At 71.8% G+C, this 14,998-nt stretch carries 12 protein-coding genes and 1 rRNA gene; 5 read left to right on the top strand and 8 right to left on the bottom strand.

Annotated elements, in window-relative coordinates; genetic code table 11:
- Nucleotides 1-91 precede the first annotated feature (91 nt).
- The 7 genes from ACFYXC_RS00065 to mtnA form a co-directional block, all read right to left on the bottom strand.
- Nucleotides 92-838 (bottom strand): response regulator, encoded by a 747-nt coding sequence (locus ACFYXC_RS00065; protein WP_388922209.1) that lies wholly within the window; start codon nt 836-838, stop codon nt 92-94.
- 229 nt (nt 839-1,067) lie between these two features.
- Nucleotides 1,068-1,760, bottom strand: coding sequence for a ribosome hibernation-promoting factor, HPF/YfiA family (hpf, locus tag ACFYXC_RS00060; protein WP_388922269.1), 693 nt, complete (start codon nt 1,758-1,760; stop codon nt 1,068-1,070).
- Between the two features lie 315 nt (nt 1,761-2,075).
- The gene (locus ACFYXC_RS00055; RefSeq protein WP_389544992.1) at nt 2,076-2,987 is read right to left on the bottom strand and encodes a ComF family protein; all 912 of its coding nucleotides are present in this window, start codon (nt 2,985-2,987) and stop codon (nt 2,076-2,078) included.
- Between the two features lie 126 nt (nt 2,988-3,113).
- Nucleotides 3,114-4,967 carry an LpqB family beta-propeller domain-containing protein gene (locus tag ACFYXC_RS00050; protein WP_389544989.1) on the bottom strand — a complete coding sequence of 618 codons (1,854 nt, stop codon included), beginning with the start codon at nt 4,965-4,967 and terminating at the stop codon, nt 3,114-3,116.
- Nucleotides 4,957-7,017, bottom strand: coding sequence for an MtrAB system histidine kinase MtrB (gene mtrB, locus ACFYXC_RS00045; protein WP_389544985.1), 2,061 nt, complete (start codon nt 7,015-7,017; stop codon nt 4,957-4,959). The genes ACFYXC_RS00050 and mtrB overlap by 11 nt, the downstream gene beginning before the upstream one ends.
- A 1-nt stretch (nt 7,018) precedes the next feature.
- Complete coding sequence (mtrA, locus tag ACFYXC_RS00040) at nt 7,019-7,708, bottom strand: two-component system response regulator MtrA (RefSeq protein WP_188114266.1); 690 nt, start codon at nt 7,706-7,708, stop codon at nt 7,019-7,021.
- Nucleotides 7,709-7,716: 8 nt separating this feature from the next.
- Complete coding sequence (gene mtnA / locus ACFYXC_RS00035; protein ID WP_389544980.1) at nt 7,717-8,862, bottom strand: S-methyl-5-thioribose-1-phosphate isomerase; 1,146 nt, start codon at nt 8,860-8,862, stop codon at nt 7,717-7,719.
- 140 nt (nt 8,863-9,002) lie between these two features.
- Here mtnA and ACFYXC_RS00030 point away from each other — a divergent pair, with 140 nt between their 5' ends.
- The 5 genes from ACFYXC_RS00030 to ACFYXC_RS00010 are packed head-to-tail and all read left to right on the top strand — an operon-like array spanning nt 9,003 to nt 14,622.
- Nucleotides 9,003-10,391 carry a hypothetical protein gene (locus ACFYXC_RS00030; RefSeq protein ID WP_389544977.1) on the top strand — a complete coding sequence of 463 codons (1,389 nt, stop codon included), beginning with the start codon at nt 9,003-9,005 and terminating at the stop codon, nt 10,389-10,391.
- A gap of 4 nt (nt 10,392-10,395) precedes the next feature.
- Nucleotides 10,396-11,112: a DUF4129 domain-containing protein gene (locus ACFYXC_RS00025; RefSeq protein ID WP_389544974.1), complete on the top strand. Its 717-nt coding sequence runs from the start codon at nt 10,396-10,398 to the stop codon at nt 11,110-11,112.
- Nucleotides 11,109-12,323: a DUF4350 domain-containing protein gene (locus ACFYXC_RS00020; RefSeq protein ID WP_389544971.1), complete on the top strand. Its 1,215-nt coding sequence runs from the start codon at nt 11,109-11,111 to the stop codon at nt 12,321-12,323. Before ACFYXC_RS00025 ends, ACFYXC_RS00020 begins: the two co-directional genes overlap by 4 nt.
- Nucleotides 12,320-13,312, top strand: a complete 993-nt coding sequence (locus ACFYXC_RS00015; RefSeq protein WP_388922234.1) for an AAA family ATPase — start codon at nt 12,320-12,322, stop codon at nt 13,310-13,312. The genes ACFYXC_RS00020 and ACFYXC_RS00015 overlap by 4 nt, the downstream gene beginning before the upstream one ends.
- On the top strand, nt 13,312-14,622 hold the full coding sequence (locus tag ACFYXC_RS00010) for a DUF58 domain-containing protein (protein ID WP_389544966.1): 1,311 nt from the start codon (nt 13,312-13,314) through the stop codon (nt 14,620-14,622). Before ACFYXC_RS00015 ends, ACFYXC_RS00010 begins: the two co-directional genes overlap by 1 nt.
- A gap of 99 nt (nt 14,623-14,721) precedes the next feature.
- Here the strand turns inward: ACFYXC_RS00010 and rrf are convergent.
- A 5S ribosomal RNA gene (rrf, locus tag ACFYXC_RS00005) occupies nt 14,722-14,838 on the bottom strand.
- Nucleotides 14,839-14,998: the final 160 nt, after the last annotated feature.

The following is a 14,998-nucleotide window of genomic DNA, read 5'->3' as shown; positions in this document are numbered from 1 at the left end:
GGGCGCGGGGAACTGCGCGATCAGCCACGACGCACCGGCACCGTGACACTCACCCGACGCCCCCCAGCCCCTCCGCGCGGCGAAACCAACCTCAGCGAATCTCGAGAATCTTCTCCCGCATCGCATACACCACGGCCTCCATCCTGGAGTGCAACTGCAACTTCTCCAGGATGTTCCGCACATGGTTCTTCACGGTGTTCTCCGAGATGAACAACTCCTTGGCGATGTCCCGGTTGTTCATTCCGGTCGCCACCAGCTTCAGAACCTCCAGCTCACGATCGGTGAGCCGGGGCGCGGGCACCAGCCGCCGCTCGTCCGTGCGCTGGATCATCGACTTGAACTCGGTGAGCAGCTTCGAAGCCATCGAAGGGCTGATCTGCGACTGCCCATCGGCCACCGCGCGAATCGCCGTGGCCACTTCGTCCGTAGAGATCTCCTTCAGGAGATACCCCGTGGCCCCCGCCTTGATCGCGTCGTAGAGGTCGGCTTCCTCGTCGCTGATCGTCAGCATGATGATCTTGGCGCTGGGGGCGACCTCCTTGATGGAGGTGCACGCCTCGATCCCGCCGCGCTTGGGCATCCGGACGTCCATCAGCACGATGTCGGGCAGCAGGTCGGCAGCCTTGTCGACCGCTTCGGCACCGTCCCCCGCCTCCCCGATGACCTGGATGTCCTCCTCGGCGGCGAGCACGATCTCCAGGCCGCGACGGAAGAGGGCGTGGTCGTCCACGACCAGGACCCGGATGGGCTCCTTGCGCGGGGGGCCGCCGTCCGGGCCCATGCCGACGACGCCGTCGTCGGCATCCCCGTCACGCATCGGTCCGAAGCTGTCCGCCATGGTTCCTCCCCCTGAAGGCCGTGGCCTGTGTTCCTGTGCCGCCGCCAACCCAGCGCGACGGCCCACCGGTTGAGGCCGGTGCGGCCATGATTTCATGCCCGGACGACAACGGGATGACAGAGCGGGGCACCAATGGGTCGCACACCGGTGCCCCTGGGGGCGCACGAGCACTCCAGGGGCACCGTCCGGGGGTCCCCCGGCCGCCGGCCGGGGGAGCTCACCCGGTGAGTCAGCCGCCCAGCGCCCCACCGGGCGGGGCGTGCTCCGCCTCGGCGACCATCGGGTCCGTGCTGAGGTGGATGACGCCGTAGTCGTACGCGTGCCGCCGGTAGACGACACTCGGTTCCTTGGTCTCGGAGTCGACGAACAGGTAGAAGTCGTGCCCGACCAGTTCCATCTCGTAGAGCGCCTGGTCGAGGGTCATCGGGGACGCGACGTGGGTCTTCTCGCGGACGACCAGCGGCCCGTCGCCCTTGACCTCGAGCGGGCCGATCTTCTTGACCGGTACCGCGTCGGTCTCCTCTTCGTGCACGACGTCGCCGTTGCCGTCCAGGGTCGCCGCGTCCGGGACGTGGTCGGCGACCTCCGCGGCCGAGATCCTGCGGGCGCCGCGGCGGGTGTAGCGCTTGTCGTGCTGCTTGCGCAGTCGCGCCTCCAGCTTGTCCGCCGCCAGGTCCAGCGCCGCGTACGCGTCGCTCGCCGCCGCCTCCGCCCGGATCACCGGACCGCGCGAGTGGAGTGTGATCTCCACCCGGTCTGAGCGGTCGGCCTGGCGGGGGTTCGGCTCCTTGGACACCTCGACGTCGAGACTGATCACTTTGCCATCGAGCTTCTGGATCTTCTCCAGCTTCAGCTTCTCGGCCACGTGCTTGCGGAACCGCTCGGGCACCTCGGTCTTGCGGCCCTTGACGACGATGTCCACGCAGAACTCCGTTCCCGGGTCGCTCCGCATCGACGGCGGAGCATCTCCCTCTTGCACCTGGCTCCAGCGCGTCCCGGAGCCTCGGACTCGGTGACTTCCACCTCCTCCTCCCCCGCGGGCAAGATCTCCACCCCACCGGCGCGGGTGAATGGAGAAATCCCACGGCGCGGCATTCCGATATGCAGGGATCGGCGTCCGCCATTCCCTCACAACCGAACATATCTCGCCTGGGCGGATGTCGTCACCCTCTACTGCGGTGTACCTCCATTCCAGCGAATGGAACCTCTCACTACCTGCAACGACGCAACTTCTCTGTCAGTTCCGGTTTATTTCGAAAGAAGCTGGAGACGCCGCGACCACCGCCGCGCCGACCCAGCCTTCCGCGCTGTTCGCGCCTCTCTTTTCCCTGACCGCTTCTCGTCGGCCTACACCTGCCGTCGTCGCCCGTCTCGCCCCTTCCTGCGTCGTTCTCCGTGTTACCCGCCCGTAGAATCCGTCCTTTTCCGGGAGAACGGCCCTCAGGGCCCGCGCCGCCTCGGCCAGGGAGGCGCCCGTCGTCATCAGGTCGTCGACGAGCACGATCCGCCCGCCGTCCAACTCACCGCCCGTACCGCCGCCCATCCCGTCGCCCACGCCGCGGCCCGGACGGCCCCCGGCCAGCAGCCGCGCACCTCCCGGCGCCACCTCCAGGGCACCGGCGAGATTGTCCAGCCGCTGCCGCGAGTCCAGCCCCGACTGGTCGGCCACGGCACGCCGCTGCCGCAGCACGGCGAGCACCCGGGCCCGCCTCCCGGTGCGCCGCAGCTCAGCAGCCGCCGCGAGCGCGATCCGCCGCGCCGGGTCATGCCCCCGCGCCCGCACCGCCCGCCGCGCCGACGGCACCGGAACCAGCAGCACCGGAGCCTGAAAACTTGCCGCGTCCGCGTCGGCTCCCGGTCCGAGCCCCGCCCGCACAGCCCCCGCCAGCGCCGCTCCCAGCGGCCCGGCGAGCGTCAACGCCCCCCGTTCCTTGTGGGCCAGGAGCGCCGCCCGCACCTGGTCCTCGTACGGAGCCGCCGCGTGCACCACCGGCAGCCCCGGCGGCTCCGGCTCCGGTCGCACACGGCTCGGTACGGCCCCCGTCAGGGCGGCACGGCACTCCGGGCAGAGCACCGTGCGAGGCCGTCCACAGCCTCCGCACTCGGCCGGAAGCACCAGGTCGGTGAGGTCCTGCCACCACCCCCGCATGCCCACCACTGTGCCAATGCCGCAGCGCCCGGGCCACCCCTGTGGACAACTACCTGTGGACAACTCCCGGCACGTCCTCCCGCGTTGTCACCCACACGAGGGAGGCGGGGCGCGCCGTACGGAAACTCAGCCCGGATAGACCGGCGACATCCCCTTCTTGACCACGGTCTGCCACTGCGAACCGCTGGACAGCCGCACGATCCCGTCCTCGGAGTGCGCCACCAGCGGCAGCCGCTCGTCCTCGGAGGCGGCGATCTCCTTCACACCGGTCAGCGCCGACGGAGCCGGCCCGACCGGCGTGGACCCGTCCACCTGGACGTACTGGATCTGCTGCACGCCTCGCGCCTCGCGCCCGACCACCACCAGGCGGCTGTCACCGGCCCAGGACATGGCCGTGACCTCCTCCAACTGCGGTGCCACGGACCGCAGTTCACGGATCGCCACACCACTGCTGGCGCCCGCGCCCTTCGCGTCCGCCCGTTCGATCCGCCCCATGAGCAGCGACGTCCGCTCGTCGTCACGCACCATCAGAGCGATCCGCACGCCGTCCGCCGCCACGCGCACCGCCTCGATCCGCCCCTCCAGGCCGGGTGTCGCCACCTCCAGGGGGTCACCCCCGCCCTCCTTCAGCAGGAGGAGCCGGGAGTCCTTCGGACCGCGGTCGGCCACCCACAGGTCGCCGCTCGCGTCCCAGCTGGGAGTCGTCAGCCCGTCGTCCTGGGACGTGGCCGAACTGCGCAGCACGGCCTCGCCGAGCGAACCGCCCGACGCCAGCGAACCGACGTACAGCGAGCGTCCGTCGAGCGACACCCCGGCCGCGGTGTCCTCGTCCCGCGAGACGGCGGCCGCCCGCAGTTCCTTGCCACCGTCGCCGAGCGCCCCCGGCACCGGCTCCGGCTGCTGCTCGCTGCCGGCCCCCGGTATCCGCACCAGCCGCTTCTCGCCGTCGATGAAGTACTCGTACTCGGCACGCCTGGCCGGGCCGTGCGCCACGTAGATCTCGGCACGGTCGCCCCTGAGCACGCACGACTGTGTGCCGTCCGAACGCTGCAGCTCCACCTCGTCGATGCCCGTGGGCGTCAGGTTCTGGAGCGTGAACAGGATCTGGGCGGCCATCTCCCTGCACACGGACTGCCCGACCCGGTCGGCCCTGCCGTTCAACGGCACCTTCAGCCGGTTCTGGTCGTCCGGCGTCAGCGACCTGACGCCCTTCTTGAGCGCCGTACCGGTGGGGAAGCTCGATCTGACCACCGGCTCCAGCCAGCGCGTGGGCCCCTTGAGGACCGAGCGGACCATCTGCGTCACCGGGTCGACCTGCTCCCGTACGTAGACGGGGTCGGCGACCGCTGCCAGCTGGTCCTCGCCCCCGCCGTCGGCGTTCAGAGCGAAGTAGTACTTGTTGACGGACTCGTAGTTGCGCTGGAAGTCGGACATCCCCATCACCAGGCCGGGCGGCAGGGCGTCGATGCGCCACTCCTTGGAACCGTCCGCCTCCTTGTGCTCGGTGAGGTGCACGGTCTTGTCGTACGCCCCCTCGGCGGGCTCGTAGGCGAACTGCGAGTCCACGGTGGCGACCTTCGTGCCGATCAGCGAGTAGGCGTAGTCACCGGTCGCCTCCCTGCTGCCGCTGTGCTGCGCCACGGTGTTGGGTCCGTCCGCGAGCACCGTCGTCGACTCGTTCGGACGCCACTCCTTCGACGCCTTGTCGGTCAGGTACTTGCGGGCCGTCTCGAACTCCGGGTCGTCACTGGTCAGCGCTTCCAGGAAGCCCTGGACGATCTCCTCGGGCTGCGCGTTCTCCCGCGGCGGCATCGCGAAGACCCGCACCTGCGCGTCCGGCCGCTGGGACGCCTCCACATCGCGCAGGTCCCCGCCGTCCGGCATCGACGCGCATCCGGCCAGCAGGACGGTTCCGCAGGCGGCGTACACCATCATGTGCGCCGGACGCCGACGGCCGCCCCGATCGCGGTCAGCGCCCACGAGACCCCTCCCCCTGCTTCAGCTGGTCCGGCTGCCCGCCGGTTCCCGGACCGTCCTCGGACGGCGTCTCCTCGGCTTCCGCGGCCGGTCCACGGGCGTCCGCGGCGGGCCGGGGCACCACGCGCGCGCCGTTGCCGGGCAGCGCCGCCGGATCCACCGCGCCCGCCACCTTGGGGGCACGCGCCGGCATCGGCGGCACGACTCGCTCGGTGGGCTGCGCCGGCACGGTGGCCAGCTTCTGGGTGCCGCCCAGGGGCAGCCCCGCGTCGTTCAGTCCGCGGTTGCGCCGCGAGTCCTTGGGCTCCAGCGGTATCGGCGAGCCCCGCAGCGGCTCGTCCGCCGTGCGCGGCAGCGTCAGCCGGAACTGCGAGCCGCCGCCCGGCTCGCCCCACGCCTGCAGCCAGCCGCCGTGCAACCGCGCGTCCTCCAGGGCGATGGACAGGCCGAGGCCCGTACCGCCGGTGGTACGCGCGCGTGCCGGGTCGGCCCGCCAGAAGCGGCTGAACACCCGGGTGGCCTCGCCGGGCTTGAGCCCCACTCCGTAGTCGCGCACCGCGACCGCCACCGCGCCGCCCGCGGACGCGAGCTTGACCACGACGTCCCTGCCCTCGCCGTGCTCCACGGCGTTGACCACGAGATTGCGCAGCACCCGCTCCACCCGCCGGGCGTCCGCCTCGGCGACCACCGGCTGCTGGTCCCCGACGACCCGCATGCGGGTGCCCTTGCGCTCGGCGAGCGGCTCGGCCCCGCTGATCACCCTGCGGACGACTTCCCGCAGGTCTATCGGCTCGGCCTCCAGGGCCGCCGCACCCGCGTCGAACCGGCTGATCTCCAGCAGATCCGCCAGCAGCGTCTCGAACCGGTCCAGCTGGTCGGCGAGCAGCTCGGCCGACCTGGCGGTCATCGGATCGAAGTCCACGCGCGCGTCATGGATGACGTCGGCGGCCATCCGGACGGTCGTCAGCGGCGTACGCAGCTCGTGCGACACGTCGGACACGAACCGCCGCTGCATCCGCGACAGGTCCTCCAACTGCTGGATCTTCAGCTGCAGGTTCTGCGCCATCTTGTTGAAAGCCTCACCGAGCCGGGCGATGTCGTCCTCACCGGTGACCTTCATCCGCTCCTGGAGGCGTCCGGCGGACAGCCGCTCGGCGATCCCGGCGGCCATCCGCACGGGCGTGACGACCTGGCGCACCACGAGCCAGGCGATCGCCCCGAGCAGCACCACGACGAACAGCCCCGCCGTCGCGAGCGTCCCCTTCACCAGGCTGAGCGACTTCTCCTCCTGCGTGAGCGGGAACAGGTAGTACAGCTGGTAGGGGTCGCCCTTGGGGTCGTTGATCCGGGTGCCGATGATCAGCGCGGGCTGGGACTCCTGGCGGTTGGTGTAGACGATCCGCGTATAGCTCTGGGCCGCGCCCGTGCCGCCGTCCACCCGCTCCCGCAGGTCCTCCGGCACGCTGAGGCTCGGGTCGACGTATCCCGAGGCACGCGGTCCGAGACCCCTGCTGTCGCTGTCGGCCGAGGTGGTGCCGAGGGTGACCACGCTGAACGCGCCCTGGCCACCGCTGGAGAGCGACTCGACGAGGGAACTCATCCACCCGCTGACGTTCTGGACAGGGTTGTCGCCCGGGCCCGAGCGGTCGTCCCCGCCCGCGCCCATCGCGTTGTCGGCCTCCTGTTTGGCGACCGTGAACCCGCCCGTGGCCTGGCTCTGGGAAGCCTTCACCTTGGCGTCCAGCAGGCCGTTGCGCACCTGCCCGATCACGACGAAACCCAGCAGCAGGACGACGCCCAGCGACATCAGCAGGGTCGTCACGACGACCTTCAGCTGGATGTTGCGCCGCCACAGCCGCATGACGGGCAGCAGCGGCCGGCGCACCCAGCGCATGAACAGCCGCAGGACCGGGCTGCTGCCCTGGACTCCGCCCTGCAGCAGTCCGCCCTCGACGAACCGTCCCCAGCGGGAGCCCGTCATCTTCCGCCCGACAGGCCGCCCCGGCCGGACCCCCGGCTCGCCGGGCGCCGAAGCGGCACTGTCCCGGGACATGTCAGCTCGGTCCGGCCTTGTAACCGACGCCACGGACGGTCACCACGATCTCCGGCCGCTCCGGGTCCTTCTCGACCTTGGAACGCAGCCGCTGCACATGCACGTTCACCAGACGGGTGTCCGCCGCGTGCCGGTAGCCCCACACCTGCTCCAGGAGCACCTCACGCGTGAACACCTGCCACGGCTTGCGGGCCAGCGCCACCAGCAGGTCGAACTCCAGCGGCGTGAGCGCGATCGAGGCGCCGTCCCGCTTCACGGAGTGACCGGCCACGTCGATGACCAGATCGCCGATCGCGAGCTGCTCGGGCGCCGGCTCCTCGGACCTGCGCAGCCTGGCCCGGATCCGCGCCACCAGCTCCTTCGGCTTGAACGGCTTCACGATGTAGTCGTCCGCGCCCGACTCCAGGCCGACCACGACATCGACGGTGTCGCTCTTCGCGGTCAGCATCACGATCGGTACCCCGGACTCCGCCCTGATCAGGCGGCACACCTCGATGCCGTCCCGGCCGGGAAGCATCAGGTCCAGGAGCACCAGGTCGGGCTTGCTCTCACGGAAAGCGGCCAGCGCCTTGTCGCCGTCGGCTACGAAAGACGGCTCAAAACCTTCACCACGCAACACAATGCCGAGCATCTCGGCCAGTGCGGTGTCGTCATCGACGACAAGGACTCGTCCCTTCATAAACGACATCATCCCATTAACTAAATCGTTACCTGGCGTGACCTGTCACACAGCTCCGCGAGCGCCTCTGCCGTCACGGGCGACACGGCGCCCTCCTCGGTGACGATCGCCGTCACCAACTCGGGCGGCGTCACGTCGAACGCCGGGTTGTACGCCTGGGTCCCCAGGGGTGCCACCGGAATCCCACCGCCCGCCTCGACTCCCGCCACGGGCACCAGCGGAGCTGTGATCTCCGTCACTTCATGACCGGCACGCTGCTCGACCTCGATCGATGCTCCGTTCGGAGTGTCCGGGTCCACCGTCGTCAACGGCGCCACCACGATGAACGGCACATGGTGGTACTTGGCCAGCACCGCGAGCGGATAGCTCCCCACCTTGTTCGCCACCGAACCGTCGGCGGCGATGCGGTCCGCACCGATGAGCACCGCATCCACCTCTCCCGCCGAGAACAGTGACCCGGCAGCGTTGTCCGTGAGCAAGGTGTACGCCATTCCGGCCCGCGCCGCCTCATAGGAGGTCAGGCGAGCACCCTGCAGCAACGGACGCGTCTCGTCCACCCACAGCCTGCGCAGCCGCCCCGCCCGGTGCGCCGCGAGCGCCACCGCGAACGCCGTGCCCTCTCCGCCGGACACCAGCGCCCCGGTGTTGCAGTGCGTGAGAATGCGGTGGTTCCCGCCCGGCAGCAGCTCGTCCAGCAGCGTCAGCCCGTGCACGGCCATACGCCTGCTGGCCTCGGCATCCTCCCTGTGCAGCGCCCGCGCGGCAGCCAGCGCGGCCGCGGCGGCCTGCTGCTCGTCGCCCCCGGCCCGCAGCACGGCGAGGTGCGCCTCCTGGGCCCGGCGGACCCCGTACCCGAGATTCACCGCGGTGGGCCTCGCACTCGACAGCGAGGCCGCGGCGTCGCGGACGTCGAAACCCCGGGCCGCGGCGAGCGCGACCCCGTACGCCCCCGCGATACCGAGCAGCGGTGCCCCGCGCACGGCCAGCGAACGGATCGCCTCCACCAGCGCGGGCGCGTCCGTGCACACCAGCTCGACCTCTTCGGCGGGCAGCCTCGTCTGGTCGAGGAGGACCACCACGGGCCCCTCCGGCGGCTCGTCCCAGCGAATCGCAGGGAACTCGATGGGCCGGTTGTCCTCGCGGAATTGCGCGTACTGATCAGCCATTCACTCAGTCTGCCCCGTACAGGGCAGACAATTGAAGGTGTGCAGCTGATAGTGCGGCCGGTCACTTCCCGGCAACACCGTGGCACGATGGCTGCCAACCTGCCGCCGCGACCGCGGACGGGCACCGTGAAGGAGCGACGATGAACGACACTCCGGGCTGGGCATCGCCCGGATCTGCCCCCTCCGACGGGCAGAACGGACAGGACCCGGCGACCCCCGGCCCTGCCCGGCCCGAGGATCAGCCCCGTCCTCCGGAGCCCGCGAGCGAGCCGGCGCAGCCCGGCCCGGCCCCGTCCGGCGGCCCGGGCTCGAAGTGGTCCAAGGAGCAGCCCCCGCCCGCCCAGTGGCCCTCGCCCGGCGGCGGCCCACAGGGCGCCCCGCCGCAGGCCCCGCCACCACCCCCGCCCGGCCCCGGCTGGGGCCCGCCGCCCACCGGCCCCGGCTGGGGCGGCCCGCCTGCCGGCGGCCCGGGCCACGGCGGCTACGGCCCGGGCGGCCATCCCGGCTGGGGAGGCGGCTGGGGAGGTCCCCCGCCCGCGGCCAAGCCCGGCGTGATCCCGCTGCGCCCGCTCGGCGTCGGCGAGATCCTCGACGGCGCGGTGTCGACCATGCGGACGCACTGGCGCACGGTCCTCGGCATCTCGCTGACCGTCGCGGTCCTCACGCAGATCGGCGTGATCCTCCTCCAGGGCTTCGTCCTGGACGACAGCGCCACCGCCGAAACCCTCGACGACCCCAGCGCCACCGCCGGGGAACTGACCCGCGCCCTGGGCGAGACCCTCCTGAACTCCGGCGTCGTCGTCCTCATCACCCTGCTCGGCACGATCGTCGCCACGGCCCTGCTCACGACCGTGACCAGCCGCGCCGTCCTCGGCAAGTCGGTGACCACCGCCGAGGCATGGCACGACGCCCGGCCCCAGCTGCTCAAGCTCGTCGGTCTGACCTTCCTGCTCCCGCTCATCGCGGTCGCCATCGCCGGCGTGGGCGTACTGCCCGGCCTCCTCGTCGGCCTCGCCGGCGGCGGCGACGGCGCCATCGCCCTCGCCGTCCTCGGCGGCCTGGCCGCGGCCGTCGTCGCGCTCTGGCTGATGATTCGCTTCTCGCTGGCCTCGCCGGCCCTGATGCTGGAGAAGCAGGGCGTCCTCAAATCCCTGAGCCGCTCCGCGAAGCTGGTCCGCGGCTCCTGGTGGCGCGTCTTCGGCATCCAGCTCCTCGCCACGATCATCGCGAACATCATCGCGTCGATCATCGTGATCCCGTTCACCTTCCTCGCCTCCGCGCTCAGCGGCGACGGCGTCAGCAGCTTCCTCGAGAGCAGCACCAGCGACCTCGGCTGGACGTTCCTCATCGTGAGCGGCATCGGCTCGGTGATCGGCTCCATGCTCACCTTCCCGATCACCGCCGGGGTCACCGTGCTCCTCTACATCGACCAGCGCATCCGCCGCGAAGCCCTCGACCTCGACCTGGCCCGCGCGGCCGGCGTCCAGGACTACGGCTCCGGCACCCCCGGACCGACCCCGGGGAGCTGACGGAGTGAGTCCGGCGGGGGGAGTGCTCACAGCGGTACTGGCGCTGCCACGCGCCGACGGCGAACCACCGGTGACCGTCCCGCGCGATCCCGCGCGGGAGGCCGCCCGGCGCGAGCTGTCCAAGCGGATGTACCACGAGAACGACCCGAACCTGCTCCAGCGAGCCCTGAACGCCTTCTGGGAATGGATCGACAAACTGCTCGGCGCCGCCTCCACGGCGACCCCGGGAGGCGGACTCGGCCTCCTGGTCATCGTCCTGACGGCCGCCGCACTCGTCGGCGCCCTCTGGTGGCGCCTGGGCTCCCCCCGCCGAACCCCCACGTCGGCCGTCCCCCTCTTCGACGACCGGCCGCGCAGCGCCGCCGAACACCGCGCGGCCGCCGAGGCGCACGCGGCCCGGAACCACTGGAACAGGGCCGTCCAGGAACGCATGCGCGCGGTCGTCCGCTCCCTGGAGGAACGCGCCCTGCTCGACCCCCGCCCCGGACGCACCGCCGACGAGGCCGCCGCCGAAGCGGGCCGCACACTCCCCGCCCACACGGACCGGCTGCGCGCCGCGGCACGCGACTTCGACGACGTCACGTACGGCGGACGAACGGCCGGACCGGAGACGTACCACCGCCTCGCACAACTCGACCAGGACCTGGAACGCACCAAGCCGGTCCTCGCGAACAGCAGCCCCCGCACGGCCCACAGTGCCCACCAAGGGGCCGCCGAATGACCTCCGAGACCACCACCGCCCCACCTACGGCCCCCCAGCCGTCCACCTCGGCCTCGCCCACCGCGCGCCAGGTGTGGACCCGCTCGCGCGGAATCCTGCTCGCACTCGTGATCCTCCTGCTGGCCGCCGTCGCCATCGCCGTCGTACGCTCCGGCACCCAGCACGGCAGCCTCGACCCGCGCTCCGCCGACCCCTACGGCAGCCGCGCCGTCGCCGAACTGCTCGCCGACCGGGGCGTGACCACGCGCGTGGTCACCGACCTGGCCGAGGCCGGCACCGCGGCAGGCCCCGACACGACGCTCCTGGTCGCCCGCCCCGACCTGCTGACCGACCGCCAGCAGGACCGCCTGCACACCGCGTTCGGGAACTCCGGCGCCCGCGCCGTCCTCGTCGCCCCCGGCGCCCCCTCCGTCGGCACCCTCGCGCCCGGCGTCGACGCCGCCCCCGTGCCCAGTGACGACTCCGCGCTCGCACCCGCCTGCGCCCTGCCCGCCGCCCGGCGCGCCGGCACCGCGGACACCGGCGGCCTGCGCTACACGACGGACGCGCCCGCCGCCGACTCCTGCTACCCCAGCGAGGGCCTGCCCACCCTGCTGCGCATACCGGCGGCCGAAGGCAACGGCGACACCGTCGTCCTCGGCGCCCCCGACATCCTCCAGAACAACCGGCTCGACGAGCAGGGCAACGCCTCCCTCGCCCTCCAACTGCTCGGCTCCCGCCCCCATGTGGTCTGGTACCTCCCCTCGCTCTCCGACGACTCGGCCGCCGACGCCGGCGAGCGCGGCTTCCTCGACCTGGTCCCCTCCGGCTGGCTCTGGGGCACGCTGCAGCTCTTCATCGCCGCACTCCTGGCCGCCCTCTGGCGCGCCCGCCGCCTCGGCCCCCTCGTCCCCGAACGGCTCCCCGTCGCGATCCGCGCCTCCGAGACCGTCGAAGGCCGCGCCCGCCTCTACCGCAAGGCCGACGCCCGCGACCGCGCCGCGGGAGCGCTGCGCTCCACCACCCGCACCCGCCTGGCCCCCCTCCTCGGTGTGTCCCCCGCCCAGGCGCACGCGCCCGAAGCCCTGCTCCCCGCCCTGTCCGCCCGGCTCCGCCGGGAAGGACAGCCCCTGCACGCTCTCCTCTTCGGGCCGCCGCCCCGCGACGACGCGGCCCTCATCGCCCTCACCGACCAACTCGACGCCCTCGAAAGAGAGGTACGCCGTCCATGATGGCCCCGACCACTGACAACGCCGGGAACACCGGGGACGCGGACACCGCCCGCGCCTCCCTGGAAGCCCTGCGCGCCGAGATCGCCAAAGCCGTGGTCGGCCAGGACCCCGCCGTGACCGGTCTCGTCGTCGCCCTCCTCTGCCGTGGACACGTCCTCCTCGAAGGAGTCCCCGGCGTGGCCAAGACCCTGCTCGTACGCGCCCTCGCGTCCGCGCTGGAACTCGACACCAAGCGCGTCCAGTTCACCCCCGACCTGATGCCGAGCGACATCACGGGATCCCTCGTCTACGACGCCCGCACCGCGGAGTTCTCCTTCCAGCCAGGACCGGTCTTCACCAACCTCCTCCTCGCCGACGAGATCAACCGCACCCCGCCGAAGACCCAGTCGTCCCTCCTGGAAGCCATGGAGGAACGCCAGGTCACGGTCGACGGCACCCCCCGCCCGCTCCCCGAGCCGTTCCTGGTCGCCGCGACACAGAACCCGGTCGAGTACGAGGGCACGTACCCCCTGCCCGAAGCCCAGCTGGACCGTTTCCTCCTCAAGCTGACGATCCCTCTCCCGTCCCGCCAGGACGAGATCGGCGTCCTGACCCGCCACGCCGAGGGCTTCAACCCGCGCGACCTGCGCGCCGCCGGCGTACGCCCCGTGGCGGGCCCGGCCGACCTCGAAGCCGCCCGCGCGGCCGTCGCCAAGACCGCCGTCTCCCCCGAGATCACCGGCTACGTGGTGGACATCTGTCGCGCCACCCGCGAATCGCCGTCCCTCACCCTCGGTGTCTCCCCCCGCGGCGCGACGGCGCTCCTGTCCACCGCCCGCGCCTGGGCCTGGCTGACCGGCCGCGACTACGTCATCCCCGACGACGTGAAGGCCCTCGCGCTGCCGACCCTCCGCCACCGCGTCCAGCTCCGGCCCGAAGCCGAGATGGAGGGCGTGACGGCCGACTCGGTCATCAACGCGATCCTCTCCCACGTCCCCGTCCCCCGCTGATGGCCCTCACCGGCCGCGCGGCCCTCCTGGCGGCCCTCGGCACCCTCCCTGTGGGCATCCTGGAGCCCAGCTGGGCGGGCATCCTCGCCGTCAACGCCCCCTTGGCCCTCGCCTGCGCCTGCGACTTCGCCCTGGCAGCACCGGTACGCCGCCTCGGCCTGACCCGCTCCGGCGCCACCTCCGTACGCCTCGGCGAGACCGCCGACGTCACGCTCACCGTCACCAACCCGTCGGGGCGCCCCCTGCGCGCCCGCGTCCGCGACGCCTGGCCCCCGAGCAGCTGGCAACCCGGCACGGAGGTCACCCAGTCACGCCACCAGGTGACGGTTCCGGCCGGAGAACGCCGACGCGTCACGACCCGCCTGCGCCCCACCCGCCGCGGCGACCGCCGCGCGGACCGCGTCACCGTCCGCTCGTACGGCCCCCTCGGCCTGCTCGCCCGCCAGGGCAACCACGCGGTCCCGTGGACGGTACGCGTCCTGCCCCCCTTCACCAGCCGCAAGCACCTGCCCTCGAAACTGGCCCGCCTGCGCGAACTCGACGGCCGCACCAGCGTCCTGACCCGAGGTGAGGGAACCGAGTTCGACAGCCTCCGCGACTACGTCCCCGGTGACGACACCCGCTCGATCGACTGGCGTGCCACGGCCCGTCAGTCGAGGGTCGCGGTACGCACCTGGCGTCCCGAGCGCGACCGGCACATCCTCCTGATCCTCGACACGGGCCGCACGGCGGCGGGCCGCGTCGGAGACGCCCCCCGCCTGGACGCCTCCATGGACGCGGCTCTCCTCCTGGCAGCTCTCGCCTCCCGCGCCGGCGACCGGGTCGACCTGCTCGCCTACGACCGCCGGGTACGCGCCCTGGTACAGGGACGAGCCGCGGGCGACGTCCTTCCCTCACTGGTCGACGTCATGGCACATCTCGAACCGGAGCTGGTCGAGACGGACGCCCGCGGCCTCACCTCCACCGCGCTCCGCACGGCACCGCGTCGCTCATTGATCGTGCTCTTCACGACCCTGGACGCCGCCCCCATCGAGGAGGGCCTGCTCCCGGTACTCTCCCGCCTCACCCAGCGCCACACGGTCCTGGTCGCCTCGGTCTCCGACCCGCACATAGCGCGCATGGCCAAGGCCCGGGGCAACACCGACGCGGTGTACGAGGCGGCCGCCGCGGCGCAGGCCCAGGCGGAACGCCACCGCACGGCCGAACAGCTGACACGCCATGGCGTCACTGTCGTCGACGCGACACCGGACGACCTGCCGCCGGCTCTGGCGGACGCATATCTGGCTTTGAAGGCAGCAGGCCGGCTCTGAACGGGCGGCCGGCTGTCAACAGCCCACCTCCCAATGAGGAGCCACCCACAACACAAAAAAGCCCCCGCACCGAAGTGCGGGGGCTTTCTCATACAAATTGTTCGGCGGCGTCCTACTCTCCCACAGGGTCCCCCCTGCAGTACCATCGGCGCTGTAAGGCTTAGCTTCCGGGTTCGGAATGTAACCGGGCGTTTCCCTCACGCTATGACCACCGAAACACTATGAAACTCTGATTCAAACAGCCGCACCACACCCCCCGTGGCCAAACGACAGGGGTGCGGGGTTGTTCGTGGTTTCAGAACCAACACAGTGGACGCGAGCAACTGAGGACAAGCCCTCGGCCTATTAGTACCGGTCAGCTCCACCCCTTACAGGG

The organism is Streptomyces sp. NPDC002701 (assembly GCF_042889045.1).
Classification (GTDB): Bacteria; Actinomycetota; Actinomycetes; order Streptomycetales; family Streptomycetaceae; genus Streptomyces.
The sequence above is the reverse complement of the archived record's forward strand: the minus strand, read 5'-3'. Positions and strand labels throughout refer to the sequence as shown.